The 21,772-nt window shown below is 73.2% G+C and carries 20 protein-coding genes; 15 read left to right on the top strand and 5 right to left on the bottom strand.

Annotated features, from left to right (window positions below):
* Positions 1-125 precede the first annotated feature (125 nt).
* Together Cs7R123_RS07930 and Cs7R123_RS07925 are read left to right on the top strand one after the other, a co-directional pair.
* The gene (locus Cs7R123_RS07930; RefSeq protein WP_212824706.1) at positions 126-2,588 is read left to right on the top strand and encodes a nitrate- and nitrite sensing domain-containing protein; all 2,463 of its coding nucleotides are present in this window, start codon (positions 126-128) and stop codon (positions 2,586-2,588) included.
* Between the two features lie 38 nt (positions 2,589-2,626).
* Positions 2,627-3,046: a roadblock/LC7 domain-containing protein gene (locus tag Cs7R123_RS07925; RefSeq protein WP_212828994.1), complete on the top strand. Its 420-nt coding sequence runs from the start codon at positions 2,627-2,629 to the stop codon at positions 3,044-3,046.
* Positions 3,047-3,119: 73 nt separating this feature from the next.
* Here the strand turns inward: Cs7R123_RS07925 and xylA are convergent, their stop codons facing one another.
* A complete protein-coding gene (xylA, locus tag Cs7R123_RS07920) occupies positions 3,120-4,265 on the bottom strand; it encodes a xylose isomerase (protein WP_212824704.1) in 1,146 nt (381 codons plus the stop codon).
* A 129-nt stretch (positions 4,266-4,394) separates the two neighbouring features.
* Between xylA and Cs7R123_RS07915 the strand changes: the two genes are divergently transcribed.
* The 4 genes from Cs7R123_RS07915 (at position 4,395) to Cs7R123_RS07900 (ending at position 8,197) form a co-directional block, all read left to right on the top strand.
* Positions 4,395-5,606, top strand: a complete 1,212-nt coding sequence (locus Cs7R123_RS07915) for an ROK family transcriptional regulator (RefSeq protein ID WP_212824703.1) — start codon at positions 4,395-4,397, stop codon at positions 5,604-5,606.
* 105 nt (positions 5,607-5,711) lie between these two features.
* Positions 5,712-6,245: a hypothetical protein gene (locus tag Cs7R123_RS07910; protein WP_212824701.1), complete on the top strand. Its 534-nt coding sequence runs from the start codon at positions 5,712-5,714 to the stop codon at positions 6,243-6,245.
* Positions 6,246-6,259: 14 nt separating this feature from the next.
* The gene (locus Cs7R123_RS07905; RefSeq protein WP_212824699.1) at positions 6,260-7,276 is read left to right on the top strand and encodes a hypothetical protein; all 1,017 of its coding nucleotides are present in this window, start codon (positions 6,260-6,262) and stop codon (positions 7,274-7,276) included.
* Positions 7,277-7,303: 27 nt separating this feature from the next.
* Complete coding sequence (locus Cs7R123_RS07900; protein ID WP_212824697.1) at positions 7,304-8,197, top strand: hypothetical protein; 894 nt, start codon at positions 7,304-7,306, stop codon at positions 8,195-8,197.
* A gap of 160 nt (positions 8,198-8,357) precedes the next feature.
* Here the strand turns inward: Cs7R123_RS07900 and Cs7R123_RS07895 are convergent, their stop codons facing one another.
* Positions 8,358-8,876 carry a pyridoxamine 5'-phosphate oxidase family protein gene (locus tag Cs7R123_RS07895; protein ID WP_212828992.1) on the bottom strand — a complete coding sequence of 173 codons (519 nt, stop codon included), beginning with the start codon at positions 8,874-8,876 and terminating at the stop codon, positions 8,358-8,360.
* Between the two features lie 187 nt (positions 8,877-9,063).
* Here Cs7R123_RS07895 and Cs7R123_RS07890 point away from each other — a divergent pair, with 187 nt between their 5' ends.
* The 6 genes from Cs7R123_RS07890 to Cs7R123_RS07865 all read left to right on the top strand — a co-directional run bounded on the left by Cs7R123_RS07890 (position 9,064) and on the right by Cs7R123_RS07865 (position 15,541).
* Entirely contained in the window at positions 9,064-10,389 is a 1,326-nt protein-coding gene (locus Cs7R123_RS07890; RefSeq protein WP_212824695.1) for a ThuA domain-containing protein, read from the top strand.
* A 29-nt stretch (positions 10,390-10,418) separates the two neighbouring features.
* Positions 10,419-10,631, top strand: coding sequence for a hypothetical protein (locus Cs7R123_RS07885; protein ID WP_212824693.1), 213 nt, complete (start codon positions 10,419-10,421; stop codon positions 10,629-10,631).
* A gap of 15 nt (positions 10,632-10,646) precedes the next feature.
* Positions 10,647-11,195, top strand: coding sequence for a MauE/DoxX family redox-associated membrane protein (locus Cs7R123_RS07880; protein ID WP_212824691.1), 549 nt, complete (start codon positions 10,647-10,649; stop codon positions 11,193-11,195).
* A gap of 49 nt (positions 11,196-11,244) precedes the next feature.
* Positions 11,245-12,825: a dolichyl-phosphate-mannose--protein mannosyltransferase gene (locus Cs7R123_RS07875; protein WP_212824689.1), complete on the top strand. Its 1,581-nt coding sequence runs from the start codon at positions 11,245-11,247 to the stop codon at positions 12,823-12,825.
* Positions 12,826-12,873: 48 nt separating this feature from the next.
* Complete coding sequence (locus Cs7R123_RS07870) at positions 12,874-13,416, top strand: hypothetical protein (protein ID WP_212824687.1); 543 nt, start codon at positions 12,874-12,876, stop codon at positions 13,414-13,416.
* Between the two features lie 211 nt (positions 13,417-13,627).
* Positions 13,628-15,541: a sialidase family protein gene (locus Cs7R123_RS07865; RefSeq protein WP_212824685.1), complete on the top strand. Its 1,914-nt coding sequence runs from the start codon at positions 13,628-13,630 to the stop codon at positions 15,539-15,541.
* A 132-nt stretch (positions 15,542-15,673) separates the two neighbouring features.
* On the opposite strand, the gene Cs7R123_RS07860 is transcribed toward Cs7R123_RS07865, so the two are convergent.
* Positions 15,674-16,231, bottom strand: a complete 558-nt coding sequence (locus tag Cs7R123_RS07860) for a TetR/AcrR family transcriptional regulator (protein ID WP_212824683.1) — start codon at positions 16,229-16,231, stop codon at positions 15,674-15,676.
* A 164-nt stretch (positions 16,232-16,395) separates the two neighbouring features.
* Between Cs7R123_RS07860 and Cs7R123_RS07855 the strand changes: the two genes are divergently transcribed.
* Both Cs7R123_RS07855 and Cs7R123_RS07850 read left to right on the top strand, forming a co-directional pair.
* Positions 16,396-17,427 carry an MBL fold metallo-hydrolase gene (locus Cs7R123_RS07855; RefSeq protein ID WP_212824681.1) on the top strand — a complete coding sequence of 344 codons (1,032 nt, stop codon included), beginning with the start codon at positions 16,396-16,398 and terminating at the stop codon, positions 17,425-17,427.
* Positions 17,428-17,485: 58 nt separating this feature from the next.
* A complete protein-coding gene (locus tag Cs7R123_RS07850; RefSeq protein WP_212824679.1) occupies positions 17,486-18,202 on the top strand; it encodes a GNAT family N-acetyltransferase in 717 nt (238 codons plus the stop codon).
* A 12-nt stretch (positions 18,203-18,214) separates the two neighbouring features.
* Here Cs7R123_RS07850 and Cs7R123_RS07845 read toward each other — a convergent pair whose 3' ends face one another.
* Positions 18,215-20,089, bottom strand: a complete 1,875-nt coding sequence (locus Cs7R123_RS07845; RefSeq protein ID WP_212824677.1) for a HEAT repeat domain-containing protein — start codon at positions 20,087-20,089, stop codon at positions 18,215-18,217.
* A 167-nt stretch (positions 20,090-20,256) separates the two neighbouring features.
* On the opposite strand from Cs7R123_RS07845, the gene Cs7R123_RS07840 reads away from it, so the two are divergent.
* Positions 20,257-20,556 (top strand): DUF2795 domain-containing protein, encoded by a 300-nt coding sequence (locus tag Cs7R123_RS07840; protein ID WP_212824675.1) that lies wholly within the window; start codon positions 20,257-20,259, stop codon positions 20,554-20,556.
* Positions 20,557-20,639: 83 nt separating this feature from the next.
* Here the strand turns inward: Cs7R123_RS07840 and Cs7R123_RS07835 are convergent, their stop codons facing one another.
* Entirely contained in the window at positions 20,640-21,746 is a 1,107-nt protein-coding gene (locus Cs7R123_RS07835) for a carboxymuconolactone decarboxylase family protein (RefSeq protein WP_212824673.1), read from the bottom strand.
* Between the last annotated feature and the right edge of the window lie 26 nt (positions 21,747-21,772).

Below are 21,772 nucleotides of genomic sequence, written 5' to 3'. Positions count from 1 at the left end.
ATTCGGTTCGGTAAGTTGATGCCCCGGACATACTTGCTGCAACATTCGTGCTGCCGGTTAGATATGACCCGACAACCGGGTCTCTCCGGTTAGGACAGTGTTGCAATACGGAAGTGGTGACGCCGATGACGGCCGACGAGCCCGGCGAGCGGCCCCCCAGCTGGCGGGCGGGCGGTGTCCATCGGCGACCCTCCGCCCTGCGTACGCCATACTGGCGCGTGCCCACCAAGCTCGCGGCGGTGCTCACCGTGCCGCTGCTGGGCTTCCTCGTGGTGACCGGGGTGCAGATCTCGGACTCGGTCCGGGCCGCCTCCGGCCTCAACGTCTTCTCCCAGCAGGTCAAGCTCGGGGTCGAGGTCACCGAGCTGGTGCACGAGTTGCAGCGCGAGCGCGACCGCACCGTCGGCATGCTCGCCGCGCTGTCGGCCCGGCGCCCGCAGCAGCGCGACGTCGGCGGCCTCGCCCCGGAGTGGACGGCGGTCGACCGGGCGGTGCAGCGGCTGCGCGCGCGGGCCCTGCCGCTGCTGGGCGAGGACGAGGCGCTCGCCGAGTCGTATGCGCGCGCCGACGAGCGGCTGGCCGACCTGGTCCGGCTGCGCGAGGGCGTCGGCCAGGGCTGGCTGCGCACCCAGGCGGTGTTCGACCTGTACAGCGGCGCCATCACCGACCTCCAGGCGCTGCTGCCCGCGGGCGATCCCGGCGGCGACGCCGAGCTCGGGCGGCAGGTGCGCGGATTCACCGACCTGGCGCGCGCCAAGGAGCTCGCCGCGCAGATCCGCGGCCAGCTCTACCTGCTGTGCCGCAGCTACGGCGCGCCGGTGGAAGCGGGCTGGGACAACCGCATCGCCGACCTGCGCGCCCAGCGCAGCGCCGCGCTGGTGCGGTTCCGCGCCGACGCCGTGCCCGCGCAGGTGGCCCGGTTCGACGACACCGTGTCCGGCCAGGCGGTCCGCAACGCCGACCGGTTGGAGCAGCTGATCGCGCAGGAGGGCGCGGCCGCCGAGCGCGGCGTCGACGCCCAGCAGTGGTGGTCGGCCAGCACGACCGAGCTTCAGCTGCTGCGTACCGTGGAGCAGACCCTGGTCGACGATGCCGTCGCCGCCGTGGGCGGGGCCAGCCGCGACCAGTGGCAGACCACCCTGGTGCGCTCGGTCACCGCGATCGGGCTGCTGCTCGCGGCGCTGATGCTGTCGGTGGTGATCGGCCGGAACATGGCTTTCACGCTGCGGTCGCTGCGCGAGCAGGCACTGGTCGTCGCCGAGGTGCGGCTGCCGCGCGTGATCGAGCAGCTGCGCCAGTCGTCGGGCGCCGCCCCGCCGATCCGGGTGGACCCGATCCGGGTCGGCTCGCGCGACGAGGTCGCCGAGGTCGCCGAGGCCTTCACCGCCGTGCACCGCAGCGCGGTGCGGCTGGCCGCCGAGCAGGCCGCGATGCGCCGCAACGTCAACGAGATCTTCATCAAGCTGGCGCTGCGCAGCCAGAGCCTGGTGGAACGGCAACTGCAACTGCTCGACGACATGGAGCACGCCGAGGTCGACCCGGACAAGCTGGACAACCTGTTCCGGCTCGACCACCTCGCCGCCCGGCTGCGCCGCAACGACGAGAACCTGCTGGTGCTCGCGGGCGGGGACACCGCCCGGCACTGGAGCCGCCCGCGCGACCTCGACGACATCGTGCTGGCCGCCGCCGCCGAGGTCGAGCACTACCAGCGCGTACGCCACGAGATCGCCGACTCGGTGCACGTCGTCGGCCACGCCGTCGCCGACGTCATCAACCTGGTGGCGGAGCTGCTCGACAACGGCCTGTCGTTCTCGCCGCCGGACACCTTCGTCGAGGTGCACGGCCACGCGCGCCCCGACGGCACCGCGGAACTGATCATCACCGACGACGGCATCGGCATGACCGCCTTCGCCCTCGCCGAGGCGAACGACCAGCTCGCCGCCCCGGTCGGCATCGACAGCTCCGCCGCCGAGCGGATGGGCCTGGTCGTCGTCGGGCACCTGGCGCGCCGCCACGGCATCGGCGTCGGGCTGCACTCCACCGGGCGCGGCGTCACGGTCCGGGTGACCCTGCCCGCGGCCCTGCTCGCCCCCGCGCCCGACCCGGACGAGGCGCCCGCCGCCCTGCCCGTGCGCACCGCGGCCGACGACTCGGGCGTGCCCGAGGGGCACCGGCTGGTGCAGGTCCCGCCGCAGCCCGGTCCGCGCGACGAGGCCCGGCCCGACGCGGCCCAGGCCGAGCAGGCTCCGGTCGACGGTGCCGACGATGCCGACGATGCCGACGAGGCTGCCGAGGCTGCCGAGGCGAGCGTGTGGTGGTCGCGTGACGCGCCCGCCCCTGTGGCGCCGCGCGCCGTGATGACGCCCGCGCCGCAGGTCACCGAACTGACCCCGGCGGGGCTGCCGGTGCGGGTCCGCTCGGGCGCCCCGGCCGCGGTGAAGGCCGCGTCGCTGGGCGCCGAGGTCGACCCCGACGCGATGGGCGACACCCTGACCCGCCTGGCCGGCGGCATCCGCCGTGCCGAGGCAGAGGACGAGGCACCGGACGGGGCGCGGGCCGAGGCCGTGTCGGCGCCCCCGGCCGGATAGCAACACCAGGTGCGAAACGAGGATGGTAAGCGATGGCGATCAGCACTGCTGCTCGTGACTTCAACTGGCTGATCAACGGTTTCACCGAGCGAGTGGCGGGTGTGGTCCACACCGTGGTGGTCTCCGCCGACGGGCTGCTCGTGGCGTCGTCCGACCGGCTGCCGCGCGACAGCGCGGACCAGCTCGCGGCGGTGACCTCCAGCCTGGTCAGCGTCACCAAGACCGCGGCGCACATCTTCGACGGGGATGCGGTGCGCCAGGCCGTGGTCGAGATGGGCCGGGGGTTCCTGCTGGTCATGCCGATCCGCGACGGGTCCAGCCTGGCGACGCTGGCGGCGGGTTCGGCGGATGTGGGCGTGGTCGGGTACGAGATGGCCAAGCTCAGCAAGCAGGCCGGTGACGCGCTGACCCCCGCGGTCCGCGCCGAGCTGCAGCAGACGCTGCCGCTGCCGGCCTGACCACACCCGTACACGCGAAACGCGGCACGTTCCGGCTGCCCCCGGAACGTGCCGCGCCGTCTTCACCCAGCGGTCAGCGGGCGCCCATCAGGTGCTCGATGGCGAGCTGGTCCAGGCGGGTGTAGTGGTAGCCGCGGGCCGCGGCGGCGTCGAGGTCGAACTCCTCGGTGCGCAGCGACTCGTACGTCTCGCCGGGCGCCACGGTCGGCACCGCCAGCTCGTGGACGCGGGAGGCGCGGATCGCGTCCTGCACGTCCGGGTCGGCCCGGAACGCCTTGGCCCGCTCCTTGAGCAGCAGGTACGTGCGCATGTTCGCCGCCGCCGACTCCCACACGTCCGCCGCGTCCTCGGTGCGGGTCGGCTTGTAGTCGAAGTGGCGCGGGCCCTCGTAGCCGCCGTGCTCCAGCAGGTCGACCAGGAAGAACGCGCTCTTGACGTCGCCGTGGCCGAAGACCAGGTCCTGGTCGTACTTGGGGCCGTGCTGGCCGTTGAGGTCGATGTGGAACAGCTTGCCCTGCCACAGCGCCTGCGCGATGCCGTGCACGAAGTTCATGCCCGCCATCTGCTCGTGGCCGACCTCCGGGTTGAGGCCGACCATCTCGTGGTGCTCCAGCGTCGAGATGAAGCCCAGCGCGTGGCCGATGGTCGGCAGCAGGATGTCGCCGCGCGGCTCGTTCGGCTTGGGCTCCAGCGCGAACCGGATGTCGTAGCCCTGCTCCTTGACGTACCCGGCGAGGAAGTCCAGGCCCTCGCGGAACCGGTCCAGCGCCACCCGCACGTCCTTGGCGGCGTCGGTCTCGGCACCCTCGCGGCCGCCCCAGAACACGTACGTGTTCGCGCCCAGCTCGGCGGCGAGGTCGAGGTTGCGCATCACCTTGCGCAGCGCGTAGCGCCGGATGTCGCGGTCGTTGGAGGTGAACGCGCCGTCCTTGAACACCGGGTGCGTGAACAGGTTCGTGGTCGCCATCGGCACGACCATGCCGGTGGCGTCCAGCGCCTGACGGAACGCGGCGACCGCCTTGTCGCGGTCGGGCTCGACGGCCAGCAGGTCGTCGTCGTGGAACGTCACGCCCCAGGCGCCGAGCTCGGCCAGCTTGTGCACCGTCTCGACCGGGTCGAGCGGCGCCCGGGTGGCGTCACCGAACGGGTCGCGTGCCTGCCAGCCGACCGTCCACAGCCCGAAGCTGAAGCGGTCCGCAGGGGTGGGAGTAAGGCTCACCGGAGTTCTCCTCGACGTCAACATTGTTTCGTCAACTGCCTTGACGAAACAATGAAAGCATCCGGGGCTGCAAAAGCCAAGCCGGTCGCCCCGATTCGGCGTGCCGTGCGTACCCATTAGTCTTGTGCCATGACGAATAGCGGCGGCGGTCCCATGCGGCCCGGCACGATGCGCGAACGCAACCTCGCCATGCTGCTCGGCGAGGTCTTCGCGCACGAGCCGGTGACCCGGGCCCGGCTGGCCGCCCTCACCGGGTTCACCAAGACCACGGTGTCGAACCTGGTGGCGGTGCTGGCCGAGGCGGGCCTGGTCCGCGACGGCGAGCTGGTGCACGAGGGCGAGCGCGGGCGGCCGGGCGTCGCGGTGGCCGTCAACCGCGACCGCGCCGCCGGGCTGGGCCTGGAGGTGAACGTCGACTACCTGGCCGCCTGCGTGCTGGATCTGGGGCGGCGGGTGCGATACCGGCACCTGGTCGCCACCGACAACCGCGACCAGCAGCCCGAGCGGATCGTGGCCGCGCTGGCCCGGCTGGCCGAGCAGGCTGTCGCCTCCGCCGCCGACCAGGGCCTGGCCGTGGCGGGCGCGGCCGTGGCGCTGCCGGGCGTGTCCGACCGGGCCGGCGCGCTGCACGCACCCAACCTGGGCTGGTCGGACGTGCCCATGGCCGGGCTGCTGCGCGACGGGCTGCCGGCGCTGCGGCTGCCCGCCGAGCACGACAACGAGGCCAACCTGGCGGCCGTGGGCGAGCTGTGGTTCGGCGCGGGCCGGACGCTCGGCGACTACCTGCACGTCTCCGGCGAGATCGGCATCGGCGCGGGCATCATCGTCGGCGGCCAGGTGTTCCGGGGCGCGCGGGGGTTCGCGGGCGAGCTCGGGCACGTCGCGGTCCTGCCGGGCGGGCCGCCGTGCCCGTGCGGCGGCCGGGGCTGCCTGGAGCGGGTCGCGGGGCAGGAGGCGATCCTGGCGGCGGCCGGGCTGACCGGCGTCACCGCCGGGTCGGCGGCCGGGCCGCGCGAGTCGATCTCGGCGCTGGTCGGGCTGCTGGAGTCCGGGAACCGGCGCGCGCTGGACGCGGTCACGGCGGCCGGGCGGTCGCTGGGCGCCGCGCTGGCGGCGGCGGTCAAGCTGCTCGACCCGGACACGGTCGTGCTGGGCGGCATCTTCTCGCCGCTGGCCCCGTGGGTGCGCCCCGAGGTGGAGGCGGCCCTGGCGGCGGGGGCGCTCTACGGCGCGGTGCCGGCGGTCGTGGTGTCGCCGCTGGCCGGGGACGCGGCGGTGCTGGGCGCGGCCGGGTCGGTGATCGAGCACATCCACGCCAACCCGGCGCTGCTGCTGCGCTAGATTCCGTAATTCCGCGCTTCAAGCCCTTGACCGGGTCATACCTGGGCATAATCGGCGAGACGGGCGGGCAACGGGGGCTGGCCCGCCTGCGGACGGGATGCGGCCATGGAGATCAGACCTGCGGCGATGGCGCTGCCGAAAGACACCAGCCAGCTGGAGCAGGGCAAGTACGGCCCGATCTTCCCGCGGACGCCCGCCTGCTACGGGTTCACCATCATCGCGAAGGTCAAACCGGGCCGCGCCGACGCCATCCGCGCCCACGGCCAGACCCTGGCCACGGCGCTGGAGGCCGACCCGTACCTGCTGGCGCCGCTGAAGCTGCACTACCTGCGCTGGGTGCTGTTCGACGACGACACCCGCTTCATGTACCAGGGCATCTTCGACACCGACTTCGACAAGTACACCGAGGACGCGGTCGCGCTGTTCAGCAGGTCCGGGGTCGACACCACGTTCGAGAACCTGGAGGGGTTCCCGGAGGACTGGAAGACCAACCCCGAGGCGTTCATCCGCTTCGTGCGCGAGCACCAGTGCCCGAGCTTCATCGAGTACGGCGAGTACCCCTACGTCACCGCCGACGAGATCAAGAAGGCGCTACGGATCAAGAACGCTCTGTCCGAGATGCTCGACCAGCTCCAGTGAACCCGGGGACTCCGATGACCGAGCCGATCACCGCGCGCACCTACAACCAGCGCCACCACGCCCGCCCGTACACGCCGGGGCGGCGCCGGGCCAGCATCTACGTCGCGTGGAGCTACCCGGCCGAGGCGGGCCGCAACCCCGCCGAGCTGGACAACCGCTTCTCCACCATGACCGAGGTGCGCCGGGTCACCTGGCCCGCCTACGAGGGGCCGGAGTGGTCCGACCCGGCCCGCTTCCAGCAGACCATCGCCGGGACGCTGGAGCTGTTCTTCTGGGCCTGGGTGCCGTTCCAGGAGTTCGTCGAGGAGGCCACCGGCCACCCGGTTCCGGTGTACCAGCGTATCGACCAGGCCGGGTTCCGCACCCCGCTGGACGAGCGGGTGCTGGCCGACACCGACACCCTGTTCGTGTTCGGCCTGGACCACCTGGTCACCGGCCAGACCGCCAGCCACGAGGAGATCGAGGCGCTGCGGGAGTGGACCAACCGGGAGGGCACCACGCTGGTGCTGGGCCCGCACCACGACGTCGGCGCCGGTGACGACCTGGTGGTACGCGACGTGGAGTACCACCACCACGGCGACGCCCTGGTGCCGCGCCAGCAGCGGTTCGGCCGCTACACCCGGTCGCTCATGGAGGGCCTGGGCGTCCCGGTGGAGAACCGGTACGGCCTGCGCCCGGCCGTGGTGGAACCGGGCCGCATCGCGCCGCTGACGGTCAACCGCGACCTCGACACCCGCGGCTGGCTGACCGGGGTGACCAGCTTCAACTTCCACATGCACCTGCCGCACTACGCGCTGACCGCGCCGGAGTCCGACGACCTGCGGGTGCTGGGCCGCCAGCCGATCGACCTGTCCCGGCCGCACCCGTTCACCGAGGCGGGCAACACCGAGTTCAACATGTTCCTCTGGCTGCCGCCGGTCGGGCGGCGGGCCGGGGACATCCTGATGGCCGACTCGACCATCTTCAGCTCGCTGTTCGGCGGCGACGAGAGCCTGCGCAACTTCTGGCGCAACCTCATCGCGGCGCGGTGACCCGGCCGGCTGGGGGAAGGAGGGGCCATGGACGTGCTGCAACCGCTGTTCACCGCGGTCACCGTCGTCTTCATCGCCACGACGATGTTCGCAGCCGGGCTCGGCTCGACCCTGCCCGCGCTGCGGTCGGCGCTGACCAACGTGCCGCTGCTGGTGCTGGTGCTGCTGGCGAACCTGGTCGCGGTGCCGCTGCTCGGCTGGGGTCTGGCGGCACTGTTCCGGCTCCCCGCGGCCGCGTTCATCGGCCTGGTCCTGGCCGCGTCGTCACCGGGCGGCCCGTTCGGGGCCAAGCTGGGCATGGTGCAGCGCGGTGACGTGACCACGGGCGCGGCCATGCAGGTCGTGCTGGCGGCGCTGGGCAGCGTCACGTTCGCCTTCACCGCCAACGCGGTGCTGCGCGCCGCCGACGTCGGCGGCGGCATCACCCTGGACGTGGGAACGCTCGTGCGCACCGTGGCGCTGCTGCAACTGGTGCCGTTCGCGATCGGGCTGCTGATGCGCCACTACGGGCCGGGCACGGCGCTGGCGTGGCACCCGACCGCGGTCAAGATCTCCAACGTGACGTTCCTGATCGTCCTGGTCGGGATGCTGCTGGGCAGCTGGCGGGACGTGGTGGCCCTGCTGGGCTCGCGCACGCTGCTGGCCGGGTTCCTGTTCGGGGCGGGCGCGTTCGCGGTCGGCTCGCTGCTGGCCACCGGGGCGCCGCTGCGCCGCACCACGCTCGGCGGCGTCGCCGCGGTCCGCAACGCCGGCCCGATCCTGGCCGCGGTCGGCATCGCCTTCCAGGACGATCCGGCCATCCTCGGGGCGATCGCGGCACTGCTGCTCAGCGGCCTGGCCGCGGCTGTGCCGATCGCGGTCGCGCTCGGCCGCCGCCGGGCGCCGCTGAGCGCGGCCGACGCGGAACAGGTACGCGCCTGATCTGCACCGGATACCCCGAACCCCGTTTTTTCATAGACGTTGGCCTATTACGTCGACTGGTGCTCAGAAATACTCGATGAGATAGGCCAACGTCTATGAAAAACGGATTGGGTTGCCGACGCCACCGCCACTGACCCGTCGACGACGGGTGTGTTCCGGGTCAGGCCGAGCGGTGGCGCCAGAACTGGCGCGGGGCGTAGCCGTCGCGGCGCAGCCAGTGCTCGGTGTACACGATGCGTTCGGCCTCGATGACGATCAGCGGGCCGGTCGGCGGCTCGTCGAGCGGCCGGGACCGCTCCACGTGGTCGGACTGCCACCGGAACGCGGGCCAGTAGCGCTCGAACTCGGCGTCGTCCACGTCCAGCACCCGGGCCTGCCCGAACAGCTGCGCACCGCGGCTGCTGGCCTGGCCGACCAGCGGCGCGAACACGCCGACCGACACGCGCGGGTCGGCGGCGAGGTTGCGCATCTTCGGCGAGGTCGCCACGGCGGTGAACATGAGCGCGAAGTCGAGGTGGTAGTAGCGCACCGGGGTGGCCAGCGGCCCGTCCGGGCCGGCGGTGGCCAGCACGCACATGTTCTGCGAGGACAGCAGGTTGTGGATGCGCTCCTCCAGCCGGGCGCGGGGCAGTCGCCTGGTCGGGGAGGGTCCGGCCAGCCAGGGGTTGGTGACGGGCATGATCGAGTCTCGCACGTCCGGTGCCGCCGTCCGGCGGCGGCTCTGCGGCCTGAGATCTTCCTGAATGGTAAACCAGTCTTGCAGATCGAGGCATCTGCTGTTAAGAATGTTTGCTGAGCGGTTCTCCAGAGTGGTCTGGATGGGGCAGAACCCGATCCGTCGTCATGGGCGGAATTCGGAGGAATCCATGCTCGCATCGCTGCGCCCTGCCGTGAAACGGTGGCTGGCGGCGCTCGTCGCATGCTGCGCCGCGCTGACCGCCGCGTTCGCCGTCGGCCAGGGCACCGCGCAGGCGGCACCGGCGTTCAAGGTGCTCGCCTTCTACAACGGCACCTGGGATGCCGCGCACATCGACTTCGACAAGGAGGCCAAGGTCTGGTTCCCCCAGACCGCGGCGCAGTACAACTTCTCGTGGGAGGCGACCACCGACTGGAGCCTGCTCAACACGGGCAACCTGGCCCAGTACAAGGTGATCATGTTCCTGGACGACGCGCCGCCGGCGGCACAGCGGGCGGCGTTCCAGACGTACATGAGCAACGGCGGGGCCTGGATGGGCTTCCACGTCACCGCGTTCAACACCGACCCCAACAGCTGGAGCTGGTACTACAACACGTTCCTGGGCACCGGCGCCTTCGTCTCCAACACCTGGGGCCCGACCAGCGTCACGCTCAAGACCGAGGACCGGGCGCACCCGTCGACCCTGCGCCTGCCCGCCACCTTCACCTCGGGGGTCAGCGAGTGGTACTCCTGGCAGCGCGACCTGCGCACCAACCCGGCCATCGACATCCTGGCCTCGATCGACCCGTCCAGCTTCCCGGTCGGCACCGACCCGAACCAGTCCTGGTACAGCGGCTACTACCCGATCATGTGGACGAACCGCAACTACAAGATGCTGTACGCGAACTTCGGCCACAACGCGATGAACTACGACACCAACACCCGGCTGTCGTCGACCTTCGCCAGTGAGGTGCAGAACCGCTGGCTGATCGACGGCCTGCTGTGGCTGGGCGGGGTCACCACCAGCCCCAGCCCGAGCGGCAACCCGTCGCCGTCGCCCTCGGCGTCGAGCGGCCCGATCTCGCCGACCGCCTGGTACAGCGTGGTGAACAAGACCAGCGGCAAGTGCGTCGACGCGCGCAGCGCCGCCTCGGCCAACGGGACGGCGATCCAGCAGTACACCTGCAACAGCACCAACGCGCAGTCGTTCCGGTTCACCCCGTCCAGTGGCGGCTACACCCACGCCGACATCCGCCTCAACGCGGCCCAGTCCTGGGACGTGACCAACGTGTCCACCGCCGACAACGCCCCGATCCAGCTGTGGTCCTACAGCGGCGGCAACAACCAGCAGTGGCTGCCGGTCGCCGAGGGCGGTGGCTACTACCACTTCGTCAACCGGTACAGCGGCAAGTGCCTGGACGTCCCGGCCGCCTCCACCGCCGACAGCGTCCAGCTGGTGCAGTACGCCTGCAACGGCACCGGCGCCCAGTCGTTCCGGTTGGTGCAGCAGCCCTGATCCCCGACCCGGCCCCGGGCATCCGTGTGATGCCCGGGGCTCTCTCGGCGCTGCCCGGCGACCCGGTGCCGCGCGCGGACCACCCGGCGCTGGCCGGCGTCCCCGAGTGGCGGATTCCGGCGGGGCGGCTCGTGCTGCGCGCCGACAACCCGTACGGCGGGGACTCGCGCACGCTCGGCTGGGTCGAGCTGCGCACCGTCGTCGGCATCGTGCTGGGACGGCTGCCGCGCGGCAGCCGATGAGCTGGGGAGACGACCATGACTGATCTGCTGGCGGCCGCCGACGCCGCGAGCCGGGTGGCGATCGGACTGGTGTTCGCGGTCGCCGCCGTGGCCAAGGCACGCGACCTGGGGGCGTTCGCCCGTTCGCTGGAGCCGTTCCTGACCGTCGCGAAGCCGCTGTACCGGCCGCTGGCCGTGGCCGTCGTCGGCGCCGAGCTGGCGGCGGCGGTGCTGGTGGCGATACCCGCGACGGTGTTCTGGGGGTTCGGGCTGGCGCTGGCGCTCAACGCCGTGTTCGCGGTCGCGATCGTCCGGGTCCTGCGGCGCGGCGTGGCCGCGACCTGCAACTGCTTCGGCGCCGCCGACAGCCGGCTCAGCCGCCGCCACCTGGTACGCGACCTGGTGCTGGCCGTCCCGGCGCTGCTCGGCCTGGCCGCGGCCGCCGCCGTGGCGCATCCGGCGACCCCGCTGCACTGGCTGGCCGGTGCCCCGCTGGGCGCGGTGGCCGCGCTGGTGGTGATCAGGTTCGAGGACGTCGCCGACCTGTTCGCGCCCGCCCGGCCCGGCACCCCGGCACGCCGCTGACGAGGGCGGACATTCACGGGGTGCCCGCCGGACCGCTGACCGAACTACTATGCCGGTCGTGACCCAGACGCCGACGGTGCCCCGGCAGGCGCGCACCCGCCCCTCGTCCCTGCGCGCCCACGTGCGCCAGGAGGCCCGGCGCAGACTCGCCCCACTGGACCGGTACCTGGACCCGTACGCCTGGTACGCCGCGCTCGCCGTCACCATGATCGCGGGCATGCTCCGGCTGAACAACCTGGCCCAGCCCACCGGCAAGATCTTCGACGAGACCTACTACGCCACGGATGCGCACTGGCTGTGGGAGAAGGGTTTCGAGTGGAACGAGTCGGAGAACGGACCCGGATACGTCGTCCACCCGCCGCTGGGTAAATGGATCATCGGTATCGGTGAGCAGCTGTTCGGGTACAACGAGACCGGCTGGCGCTTCAGCGCCGCGATCGTCGGCACCGCCTCGGTGCTGATGCTGGTCCGCATCGCCCAGCGGCTGTTCGGCTCGACCGTGCTGGCCTGCACCGCCGGGCTGCTGCTGGCCTTCGACGGCATGCACTTCGTGCTGTCGCGCACCGCGCTGCTCGACATCTACCTGATGTTCTTCGTGCTGGCCGCGTTCGGCGCGGTGGTGCTCGACCGCGACCACCGGCGCCGCCGCTGGGCCAGGTTCATCGAGGGCGGGGGCGACCCGGCCGGATCGGGCCGGGCCAGCCGCCCGCCGCGCGAGGTGCCGTGGTGGCGGCTGGCCGCCGCGGTGCTGATGGGCTGCGCGCTGGCGGTGAAGTGGAGCGCGCTGGCGTTCCTGCCGGTGCTGGTGCTGCTGATCCTGTGGTGGGAGGTCGGGGCGCGGCGCACCGCCGGGGCGCGCCACCCGGTCCGCGACGCCGTCCTCGACGAGACCGGTTGGCTGCTGGCCTGCGTGCCGCTCGTGCTCGGGGTGTACCTGGCCTCGTGGAGCGGCTGGCTGCTCACCGACGGCGGCTTCTACCGGCACTGGCTGCGCGACAGCGGCCAGCCCGAACCGGCGTTCTGGGGCGCGCTGCAGAACCTGTGGCACTACCACGTCGAGGCGTACACCTTCCACAGCGGACTCCAGACGGCGCACGCCTACCAGTCCGCGCACGGCTGGGCGCCGATCCAGTGGCTGCTCCAGGGCCGCCCGGTGCTGTTCTACCGGTCCGGCGACGCGGCCTGCGGCGCGCCCACCTGCATGGCGTACGTGCTGCTGCTGGGCACCCCGCTGCTGTGGTGGAGCTTCCTGCCCGCGCTGCTGGCGGCGGTCTGGTTCGGCGTCGCCCGCCGCGACTGGCGGGCCGCGGCGGTGCTGGCCATGGCCGGTGCGGCGCTGCTGCCCTGGTTCGCCTACCCGAACCGGACCATGTTCAGCTTCTACGCCCTGCCCGCCGAGCCGTTCCTGATCCTGGCGGTGGTGTTCGTGCTCGGCGCGATCATGTCCGCGCCGCCGGGGCGGCCCCGCGACGAGGACCGGGTCATGATCGGCGCGATCGCCGCCGGGACGTACGTGCTGCTGGTCGTGCTCGCCTTCGCGTGGTTCCACCCGCTCTACGTCGGGCAGTCCATCCCGTACGACGACTGGTCCCGCCACATGCTGCTGGGCGACCTGTGGGGCGCCGACTGAGCCGAAAACGCGGCGACGGCCGGTCACGGGTGCGGCTACCGTGACCCGATGACCGGCCCCGCCACCCGCCCGCTGCTGTTCCTGGACGTGGACGGCCCGCTCAACCCGTACGCGGCCAAGCCCACCCGGCGCCCCGACGGCTACCAGACGCACCGGATGCTGCTCGCCTCGATGGCTGAGCCAACGCGGCCGCCGTGGCATCGCCGTCGGCCGCTGCGGGTGTGGCTCCATCCCGGCCATGGCCCGAGCCTGCTCGCCCTGCCCTTCGACCTGGTCTGGGCCACCAGCTGGACCGACGAGGCCAACGAGTGGATCTCGCCCCGGCTGGGCCTGCCGGAGCTGCCGGTCGTCCCGTGGCCCGTGCCGCGCCGCGACGGGCCGGGCGGGGTGTTCTACAAGACCGCGCCACTGGTCGAGTGGGCCGCCGGGCGCCCGTTCGCCTGGGTCGACGACGACCTGACCGATGCCGACGCGGCGTGGGTCCGCCAGTACCACGCAGGTCCGGCGCTGCTGCACCGGATCGACCCGAAGCTCGGCCTGCGCGACGACGACTTCACGGCTCTGTCCGCGTGGGCCGCCGCGCTGGTCTAGGTGTCGGCTGGAGGGCGGGATGATCGCTGTTTGCGGTCATCAGGTGGCCTCAGCGTGCGGGTTCTGACCGCAAATGCCGATCATCGCTCGGGGCGGAGTGGTTTGGGGTGGGGGAGCCGGGCGACCTTGCGGGACTGGCGGCGGGGGGTGATGATCTAGGTGTCAGCGGGTGGCTGCCGGGAGTTAACCTGGTGGGGGCAGTATCGGTCCTATGTCGACACTTATCCGTACTCGGCTGGCTTTCGGGCTGGCCGCGGTGCTTGCGGCCAGCGGCCTGGTGGGCGTTCCGGCGCAGGCCGGGACCACCAGCGAGCCGCCCGCCGCGCAGCAGATCTTCCACAAGGGTGACGGCGGCTACGACTGCTTCCGCATCCCGGCCGTGGTCGCGGCCAAGTACCCCGACAGCGGGGTGCTCAAGGACGAGCTGGTCATGTTCGCCGAGGGCCGCCGCAACGCCACCGACCCGTGCAGCGACCACGGCGACATCGACCTGGTGTCGCGCCGCTCGGTCGACGGCGGGCGGACCTGGCTGCCCATGCAGGTCGTGATCAAGGGGTACGGCGAGGTCAAGGGCAACCCGACCCCGATCGCCATCCCTGGCACCGCCACGATCGTGCTGCTCTCGGTGCGCGAGTGCGGCTGGCCGTCCAGCTGCGGGCGCACGCCGCGTGCCACGTACAGCTATGACGGCGGCCTGACCTGGCCGACCTCGCCCGCTCCGAACGACCTCAAGGACGACCTGGGCTTCGCCACCGCGCCGTACTGGCTCGCGTTCGGGCCCGGCCACGGCATCCGGCTGTCCACCGGGCGGCTGCTGGCGGGCATCAACTACCAGCTGACCAGCTCGTCGTTGCCGTTCGGCGGCGTGGTCTACAGCGACGACGACGGCGCGAGCTGGCACCTGGGCGCCACCGAGCAGGCGTCGGGCAGCTACAGCCCGCAGGAGCTGTCGGCCGCCGAGCTGCCCGACGGCCGGATCTACCTGGCCGCCCGCAACCAGGCCAACAGTGGCAATCTGTGCAACAACGACGGGCACGACAACCGCTCGATCGCGATTCTGAACCCGGGCGGGCAGACCTTCTACCGGCACTTCGGGCCGGAGGGCGACCTGGTGGCGCCGCTGACGATGGGCCCGGTGCTGCGGGTCGGCGGCCAGCTGCTGTACGTCGGCCCGGCGACCTGCGGCGAGCGCGAGGATCTGCGGGTGCGCACCTCGTTCAACAACGGGTGCAGCTGGCAGACTCAGTCCGGCCAGGGCGCCCAACTGTGGTCGGGCGACGCGGCGTACTCGGACGTGGTGTCGCTGGGCGGCGGCAAGGTGCTGGTGGTGGCCGAGGCGGGCCCGGACGGCAGCCCGGGTGACGCCAACCGGACCATCAGCTGGTTCACCCATACGCTGATCGCCGCCCCGGCCGGGGTCGGCACGAAGACCACCCCGGACGGCACCGGCTACGGCGGCGACGCCTGCCCGGAGAACGGGGCGGTCGCGGCCACCGGGAGGTTCGGCGGCGGGCTGAGCCTGTCCGGCGGGGCGTACGTGAAGGTGCCCTACGCCGACAGCCCGTACGCGGTGACCGACGCGGCCAAGGGCGGCCCGTTCACCTGGACGGGCTGGTTCCGCTACCAGCAGAGCTCGGCGACGCAGGCGCTGCTGTGGGCGTACAACACCGGAGCGGGCACGCCGCAGGTGTGGCTGCGGGTGGAGCAGAACGCGGCGGGCAAGCCGGTGATCCGGGGCCACGTGGAGTCGGTGTCGCACGCCGTGGACGTCTTCTCCACCGATCCGCTGGGCGGCGGCACGCTGGGCGCGAACGTCTGGCACCAGTACGCCCTGACGCGCGACACCGCCGACCGCCTCAGCCTCTACCTCGACGGGGTCCGGGTCGCCTACGCCGACGGCGTCACCGGCTGGCTGAGCACCGACGCGTCCAACAAGGACCTGTTCCGCATCCACCTCGGGCGGCGGCTGGACGGGGCGTACCCGTTCACCGGGGTGCTCGACGACGTGCGCTTCTACGACCGGGCGCTGACCCAGGCCGAGCTGACCGCGCTGGCCGCCGCGACCTCAGCCGACTACACCCCGGCCGACCTGCGCCTGCACCTGCGCTTCGACACCCTGGCCTGACGGCGCCCCGCCCGCACCGGGTGCGGCGATGATCGCCGCACCCGGTCGAAATGTGCCGTGCGGCGGCGGATTCTGACCGCAAACGGCGATCACCACCCGGACCACGCCGCGGCCGGTTGCGGCCGGTCGCGGTCAGGGGCGCAGGCCTGCGCGGACCACGTCCAGGACCGTGCCCAGGGCGGTCGAGCCGCGGTAGCGCTGCATCGCCTGGCAGCCCACCATCAGGGTCTTGACGTCGGCGGCGGTCAGGTCGGCGCGGACGACCCCGGCGGCCTGGGCGCGGGCCAGCAGCGTCCCGATGGCGTCCATGAAGGACTGCTCGGCGCCGGGGGCGGTGGCCTCGATGTCGAACCCGGCCCCGGCCAGGGCGTCGGCCAGGCCCTTGTCGGTGGCGCCCTCGTCGGTCATGAACGCGAAGAAGCCGTAGAACGCCTCGGCGGGGTCGGCGACGGCGGCGAGGTCGCGGGCGCGGCCGACGAGGCGGTCGACCCGGTCCAGCACGATCGCCTCGTACAGCGTCTCCTTGGTGGGGAAGTGGCGGTAGACGGTGCCCGCCCCGACCCCGGCGCGCCGGGCGATCTCGTCGATCGGCACGGACAGCCCTTCGGCCGCGAACACCTCGTAGGCCACGGCGAGCACCCGTTCGCGGTTGCGGCGGGCGTCGGCGCGCAGGGGTCGATCGCCACTCATGGCTGAATCCGTACGCCCTGAGCTGCGCGCCGGGTGGCGGAGGTGCGCATCACGCCGATGGCCGATGGCAACCGGGGCGAGCGTTCCGTATAGTAAGTGGGGCGCACGTTCCGATTATACGTACGCCCCGGCGCGCCGTGGACCCCCTCGACGAAGGACTGATCATGCGTGGCATCCTCGCGGCGCTCGGCGCCCGCCCCGACGGCGCGCGCGGTGAGCGCGTGCGGCGCTCCCCGCACTTCTCCGACGGGACGTTCCACAACACCGCGCCCACCCGCACCGTCACGCCCGGCGGCAAGGTGCTGCGCGACTACCTGTTCGGCAAGCAGCGGCGCACCCCGCGCGGCGAGGTCCCGCTGGTGCGCCCCGGTGCCCCGGTCACCGACCGCGGCCTGCACCTGACCTGGTACGGCCACGCCAGCGCCCTGGTCGAGATCGAGGGCCGCCGCGTGCTCATCGACCCGCTCTGGAGCGACCGCTGCTCGCCGGCCCCGTTCGCGGGCCCCAAGCGGCTGCACCCGATGCCGGTCTCCCTGGCCGACCTGCCCGCCGTCGACGCCGTCGTCATCTCGCACGACCACTACGACCACCTCGACATGCCCACGATCGAGCACCTGACCCGCACCCAGAGCACGCCGTTCCTGGTGCCGCTGGGCGTCGGCGCGCACCTGGACCGCTGGGGCGTGCCCGCCGACCGGATCGTCGAGCTGGACTGGGAGGAGAGCCACCAGATCGGCGGCCTCACGCTGACGGCCACCGAGGCGCAGCACTTCTCCGGCCGGGGCCTGTCGCGCAACCACACGCTGTGGAGCTCATGGGTGATCGCGGGCGAGCACCGGCGCGTCTTCTACACCGGCGACTCCGGCTACTTCGGCGGGTACGCCGAGATAGGCCACCGGCACGGCCCGTTCGACGCCACGCTGATGCAGATCGGGGCGTACGACCACGCCTGGCCGCAGATCCACATGTTCCCCGAGGAGGCGGTCGAGGCGCACCGCGACCTCGGCGGCGGCCTGCTGATCCCGGTGCACTGGGCCACCTTCAACCTGGCCCTGCACGCCTGGTCCGAGCCGGTCGAACGGGTGTGGCGCGAGGCCAAGGCGCACGGCGTCGCGCTGGCCGTGCCCCGGCCGGGCGAGCGCGTCGACGTCGACGCCCCGCCCGCGCTCGACCCCTGGTGGCAGCCGCTGGCGTAGGCGGCCCCGGCCCGGTGGATACGATGCGGAGATCATCGGCAGGACGCGGGGGAACATCATGAGCGGCAACGGTTCCGGCGGCAGCGCGCGCATCGGCAGTGACCTGCTCGACAACGTGGCCTGGGCCGCGCTGAGCGTGCCGCTGGCGGGCCTGGGCCGCCGCAACGGCCAGGCCGCGCTGTTCGACCCGGAGGTCTCGCCGTTCGGGGCGGTCGCCCCGGGCGCGGGCGCGCGCGGCTGGGCCGACCTGGCACAGCTACTCGGCCCCGGCGGGAGCGTGCTGCTGACCGGCGACTTCGAGGCCCCCGACGGGTGGGCGGTGCGGATGGGACTCGACGGGGTGCAGTTCGTCGATGTCGGCGGGCTGATCGACCAGCCGGACCCCGAGGCGGTGCCGCTAGGACCGGCCGACGTGCCGGAGATGCTGGACCTGGTCGCCCGCACCAAGCCCGGCCCGTTCGGCCCGCGCACCATCGAGATGGGGTCGTACCTGGGCATCCGGCGCGACGGCATGCTGGTGGCGATGGCGGGCGAGCGGCTGAGCCTGCCCGGGTACACCGAGATCAGCGCGGTCTGCACCGACCCGGCCGCCCGGGGGCAGGGCCTGGCCGGGCGGCTCATCCGGGCCGTGGGCGCGGGCGTCCACGCGCGCGGGCAGACCCCGTTCCTGCACGCGGCGGTGACCAACACCAACGCGATCCGCCTCTACGAGGCGCTGGGCTTCGTGCTGCGGCGGCAGACCCCGTTCGCGGTCGTCGAGGCGCCGCAGCACTGACGTCGCGCAGCGCTAGGCGGCCTGCTCGGGCAGCGCCCGCAGCGCGGTGGCGGCGGCGGCCCGCACCCGGGGGTCGGGGTCGGCCAGCAGCGGGCGCACCTGCTCGGCGGCCGCCGGGTCGCCCAGCCGCCCGAACGCCTCCGCCGCGCGCGCCCGCATGATCGGGTCGTCGTCGGCCGCGGCCGTCTTGAGCTGGTAGTCCGGCTTCCACTCGGGCTTGTGCCCCAGCAGCCACACGTACGCGCGGCGCACCCGCACGTCGCGGGTGTGGTGCACGTACTGCTGCGTGCCCTCGATCGCGGCCAGGCCCTGCCCGGCGGTGTGGCGCACCGCGCGGCCCGCGGCGGCGTCGCCGAACAGGTGCCACATCGTGGGCAGCGCGCGCGGATCGCCGATGCGGACCAGCGCGCGCAGCGCCACCAGGGCGTACGCCGTGTCGCAGGCCCGGATCAGCTGCGGCACCGCCCGCTCGTCGCCGTAGCGGGCCAGCACCCGCACCGCCCGCTCGCGTACGCGCGGATCCGGGTCGTCGCAGGCGGCGATCGCGGCGTCCACCACCCGCTCGTCGCCGATGCGGCCCAGCGCGCGCAGCGCCAGGTCGCGCACCTCGGGCCGGTCGGAGCGCAGGCACTCCAGCAGCGCGGGCACGGCGTCGGCCGAACCGATCTTGCCCAGCGCGTCGATCGCCGCGTGCGGCGGCAGCGGCCGGCGCACCAGCGCGCACAGCGCGGGCACCGCCTCGGCGGCGCGCAGCTCACCGAGCGCGAACGGGGCCTCGTGCACCCACGCGTACTCGTCCAGGTGCTCGACCAGGGCGCCGACCACCTCGGCGCCGCCGGCCGCGAACCAGGCCGGGTCGGCGTGCCACGGCGGATCGGCCGGGTCGAGCGGGCGCTCGCGCAGCACCGCCGCCGCCTCCGGGCAGCCCATCTCCGTCAGCCGGGTGACCGCCGCCCGCCGCGCCCAGCGCCAGCGGGGGTCCTCGCGCAGCACGACGTCGCGCAGCAGCGCCACCTCCACCGCGTCACCGGGCCCGAACAGGCCCGGGATGGCCGAGGACACGGTCCCGGGCTCGTTGGCGGCGACCTTGCCCAGCAGCGCCTCGCGGTGGGCCAGGTCGCGGCCGACGGCCCGGCCCCAGACGGCCACGCGCTGCTCCCAGCCGCTCTCGGCGTCCCACCACTGCTCGATCAGCGCGCCGACGGGCGCGGTGCCGGCGTTCTCGGGCCGGGTGACGATGGTGTGGATCGCGGCCTGCACCGCGACGAGGCAGCAGTGCCGCCCGCCCGGGGTGTTCTCGGCCCGGTAGCCCTCCAGCAGCAGCGGCAGCGCGTCGGCGTCGCGCAGCTCGCCCAGCGCGCGGGCCAGCGGCCCCCAGTGGCCGCCCGGCTCCGGGCGGTGCCCGGCGAGCGCGGCCAGGTCGAGGCCGCTCAGCGGGCTCTTGGGCGCCAGCGACGGCCGGGGCAGGCCCAGCCCGTCGGCCAGCCGCTCGTGCTCGCGCCGCCAGGGCGCGTACGCCGACTCGTCGCCGCGGTGCCGGTGCAGGTCGGTCAGCACCGCGTAGCGCACCAGCGCCGCCTCCCGGTTGCGCAGCAGCCGCTCGGGGTAGGCCTGCGGCGACAGGCGCACCTCCTCGGGGCGCCGCTGGAGCATCTCGACCAGGCGGACCGTGGCCGGGTCGATGCCGCGCCGGTGCAGCTCGGCGGGGCTGACCCCGGCCTCGGGCACGGCGTACAGCCAGGCGGCGCCGACGACGGCCGGGAACCGGGTGAACTCGCCGACCCGTTCGGCGACCCGTTCGAGGTGGGCGACGAAGTCGCCGTCGCGCCCGAACGTCTGCCCGCGGTGGGTCCGGGCCGCCAGCCGCCTGATCTTCGCCGTCGTCATGGCTCAGATTCAACCGCACGCCCGCTCCGGCCGAAACTCGGCGCACCCCTGTCCCGCCTGGTAGCACAGCGTGATTTGCGCCGCGTGCGGCCGCAACATCCGGTTCGCGCGGCGGCGATTTGCGCGATACTCGACCGGGCCCGCCGTCGGCGGGCCAGAGTCGAACTATGCAGAACCAAGACTGGGCGCAGATGCAGCAGGCGCTGCGCGACATCGACTTCCCGGCGGACAAGGACGCGATCCTCGCGCACGTGCTGGAGTACACCAGTGACAGCGGCGTGGTCAGGCTGGCCCGGACGCTGCCGCCGGAGGTCTACCGGAACATGTCCGAGCTGCGCAGCTCGGTGCGGCTCGACCCGTCGGTCGAGGAGGGTACGACGGTCTGGCAGAGGGCGGCCCAGGCCCGCTCCAACAACAAGCGCGTCGCCTCGTACCTGCGCGCGGTGCCCGACACCCATCTGAGCTGAGGCCGCCGCCGGGCGGGCCGGCGGCGGCACGCGGACGCCCCGATCCCCGGCCACGCTGCGCGGGGATCGGGGCGTCCGCCGGATCAGGCGTCGTCCGCGCCGTCTGCCTTGTTCAGGCCGACGGCCAGGTCCTCGGCCAGCCGTGCCCCGATCCGCCGGGCGGCGGCCATCGCGGCCCAGCCGGTGACCGCCACCAGCGCGTCGTCGCCCGGGTTGTCCCGCCGGAACTCCTCGATCACCCGCGGCGTCACCTGGTATGACGCGAAGGCGGTGAGCATCGCCAGGCGCCCGGCGGCCTGGAGCGAGTCGGGCAGGCCGTTGACCGCGGTCTCCAGCCACGTCCGGTTCGACATGCCCGGCCCCTCCGCGTCGCGCGCGGACAGCCGGGTGAGCAGGGTCAGCCGCACCCGCTCGGGCACCGCCGCGCGGCCGCAGGCGTCGAAGACCTCCGCGGCACGACCCCAGGCCGCGGCGATGTCGGGCACGCCCGCCGCCCAGGCCATGTCCACCGGCAGCGAGGCGGGCGGCAGCAGCCCCAGCGACCGGCCGCCGGCGTTGGGCCGCTTGGCGATGCCGCCCATCACCCGCGCCGCGAGCCGCAGCAGGGCCCGGCGGCCGCCCCCGGACACCTGCGGCGGCAGCGGTGTGTCCGGTAGGAAGATGTTGACCATGCGGTTGATGTAGTGGAAGGTCACCGCGGTGCCGATCAGCTCCGCGGCGTGCTCGGCCCGGAACGGCGCGGGGACGAGCTGCCCGGACAGGCCGGTGGACCGCGCCCACCGGGCCAGCCCGCGCAGCCGCGGATCGGTGATGTCGTCGATGCGGTCGGCGGCCACGGCGGCGGCGTCGGGATGGCCGTCGATCAGGCCGGACAGGGTGGAGCCGTGCACGTCGACGCAGTACGGGCAGCTGTTGGCCTGCGACACGGCCGAGGCGACCAGTTCCCGGGCCGACCGGGTGCAGGACCGGTCGACCAGCAGGGTCTCGCGCAGGACCGACCAGGTGGCGGCGAGCATCGTCGGGACGGGGGAGTGCAGGCTCAGCGGTGGGGCCAGCATGCCGAACTCCCGCTCGACCTGCTCGTACACCTGCGCGACGAGTCCGTCCGCCTCGGCCGGACGGACCGGGCGGACGTGCTGGACGTGGCTCAGCGTCGGGCGGCGGGACACCAGGGCGATCAAAGACGCCATGGCCGTACCTTTCTGCTGGTGGGGGT

Source organism: Catellatospora sp. TT07R-123 (assembly GCF_018327705.1).
Classification (GTDB): Bacteria; Actinomycetota; Actinomycetes; order Mycobacteriales; family Micromonosporaceae; genus Catellatospora.
The sequence above is the reverse complement of the archived record's forward strand: the minus strand, read 5'-3'. Positions and strand labels throughout refer to the sequence as shown.

What these genes read in the sequence shown, in the direction of transcription:
- Cs7R123_RS07885 (WP_212824693.1), top strand. Translation starts at nt 10,419, where the DNA reads ATGCCCGGGGCTCTCTCGGCGCTGCCCGGCGACCCGGTGCCGCGCGCG.
- Cs7R123_RS07880 (WP_212824691.1), top strand. Translation starts at nt 10,647, where the DNA reads ATGACTGATCTGCTGGCGGCCGCCGACGCCGCGAGCCGGGTGGCGATC.
- Cs7R123_RS07845 (WP_212824677.1), bottom strand. Translation starts at nt 20,089, where the DNA reads ATGACGACGGCGAAGATCAGGCGGCTGGCGGCCCGGACCCACCGCGGG.
- Cs7R123_RS07905 (WP_212824699.1), top strand. Translation starts at nt 6,260, where the DNA reads ATGACCGAGCCGATCACCGCGCGCACCTACAACCAGCGCCACCACGCC.
- Cs7R123_RS07855 (WP_212824681.1), top strand. Translation starts at nt 16,396, where the DNA reads ATGCGTGGCATCCTCGCGGCGCTCGGCGCCCGCCCCGACGGCGCGCGC.
- Cs7R123_RS07870 (WP_212824687.1), top strand. Translation starts at nt 12,874, where the DNA reads ATGACCGGCCCCGCCACCCGCCCGCTGCTGTTCCTGGACGTGGACGGC.
- Cs7R123_RS07850 (WP_212824679.1), top strand. Translation starts at nt 17,486, where the DNA reads ATGAGCGGCAACGGTTCCGGCGGCAGCGCGCGCATCGGCAGTGACCTG.
- Cs7R123_RS07890 (WP_212824695.1), top strand. Translation starts at nt 9,064, where the DNA reads ATGCTCGCATCGCTGCGCCCTGCCGTGAAACGGTGGCTGGCGGCGCTC.
- Cs7R123_RS07930 (WP_212824706.1), top strand. Translation starts at nt 126, where the DNA reads ATGACGGCCGACGAGCCCGGCGAGCGGCCCCCCAGCTGGCGGGCGGGC.
- Cs7R123_RS07860 (WP_212824683.1), bottom strand. Translation starts at nt 16,231, where the DNA reads ATGAGTGGCGATCGACCCCTGCGCGCCGACGCCCGCCGCAACCGCGAA.
- Cs7R123_RS07895 (WP_212828992.1), bottom strand. Translation starts at nt 8,876, where the DNA reads ATGCCCGTCACCAACCCCTGGCTGGCCGGACCCTCCCCGACCAGGCGA.
- Cs7R123_RS07910 (WP_212824701.1), top strand. Translation starts at nt 5,712, where the DNA reads ATGGAGATCAGACCTGCGGCGATGGCGCTGCCGAAAGACACCAGCCAG.
- Cs7R123_RS07900 (WP_212824697.1), top strand. Translation starts at nt 7,304, where the DNA reads ATGGACGTGCTGCAACCGCTGTTCACCGCGGTCACCGTCGTCTTCATC.
- Cs7R123_RS07915 (WP_212824703.1), top strand. Translation starts at nt 4,395, where the DNA reads ATGACGAATAGCGGCGGCGGTCCCATGCGGCCCGGCACGATGCGCGAA.
- Cs7R123_RS07865 (WP_212824685.1), top strand. Translation starts at nt 13,628, where the DNA reads ATGTCGACACTTATCCGTACTCGGCTGGCTTTCGGGCTGGCCGCGGTG.
- Cs7R123_RS07875 (WP_212824689.1), top strand. Translation starts at nt 11,245, where the DNA reads ATGCCGGTCGTGACCCAGACGCCGACGGTGCCCCGGCAGGCGCGCACC.
- Cs7R123_RS07835 (WP_212824673.1), bottom strand. Translation starts at nt 21,746, where the DNA reads ATGGCGTCTTTGATCGCCCTGGTGTCCCGCCGCCCGACGCTGAGCCAC.
- Cs7R123_RS07840 (WP_212824675.1), top strand. Translation starts at nt 20,257, where the DNA reads ATGCAGAACCAAGACTGGGCGCAGATGCAGCAGGCGCTGCGCGACATC.